The sequence below is a fragment of the uncultured Paracoccus sp. genome, from assembly GCF_947496875.1.
Classification (GTDB): domain Bacteria; phylum Pseudomonadota; class Alphaproteobacteria; order Rhodobacterales; family Rhodobacteraceae; genus Paracoccus.
Window position 1 is genome coordinate 1 of record NZ_CANMEH010000073.1, and the last position, 975, is coordinate 975.

1 protein-coding gene is annotated in these 975 nt (G+C 71.7%); it reads left to right on the forward strand.

Annotated elements, in window-relative coordinates:
* Nucleotides 1-975: FAD-dependent oxidoreductase (locus tag Q0938_RS19155; RefSeq protein WP_299365719.1), on the forward strand; the 975-nt coding region annotated here is incomplete at both ends.

A 975-nucleotide genomic window follows, 5' to 3' on the forward strand; every position in this document is an offset into this window, starting at 1 on the left:
CGGCAAGACCGCCGTGGTCGAGACGCCCGAAGGCCCGGTGCAGATCCGCGCCGAGGTTCTGGTCCTGGCCACGGGCTCGGAGCCGGTCGAACTGCCGGCGCTGCCCTTCGGCGGCAGGGTGCTGTCCTCGACCGACGCGCTCGCCCTTACCGAGGTGCCCGACCGACTTGCTGTGGTCGGGGGCGGCTATATCGGGCTGGAACTGGGCACCGCCTATGCCAAGCTCGGCGCCAGTGTCACGGTGGTCGAGGCCGCGCCGCGCATCCTGCCACAGTATGATGCCGAGCTGACGCGGCCCGTGGCGCAGCGCCTGACGCAGCGTGGCGTTCGCGTGCTGACCGGGGCACGGGCCGGCGGGCTGTCGGACAGCGGTGCGCTGCGCGTCGCCGGCGTGGATGGGGCAGAGGACATCCATGCCGACAAGGTTCTGGTGACGGTCGGCCGCCACCCACGCGCGACCGCCGCCGGCCTGGACAGGCTGCGGCTGGAGATGGCGGGACCGTTCATTCGCATCGACGAGCGCTGCCGGACCTCGATGGCCGGGGTCTTCGCCATCGGCGACGTGACCGGCGAGCCGATGCTCGCGCATCGCGCGATGACGCAGGGCGAGATGGTGGCCGAGTTGGTCGCCGGCAAGCCGCGGGTCTGGGACAAGCGCGCGATTCCCGCGGTCTGCTTCACCGACCCGGAAATCGTCAGCGCGGGCTTGTCCCCCGACGAGGCCAGGGCACAAGGGCATGAGGCGATGACCGGGCTCTTTCCATTCGCGGCAAACGGCCGGGCGATGACCGCTGGCGACGAGACGGGCTTCATCCGCGTCACCGCGCGGGCCGAGACGCATGAGGTGCTCGGCATCCAGGCGGTTGGTGCCGGCGTCGCTGAAATGGCCGGCGGCTTCGCCCTGGCGCTGGAAATGGGCGCCCGGCTCGAGGACATCGCCGGCACGATCCACGCCCATCCGACCCGCGGCGAAGC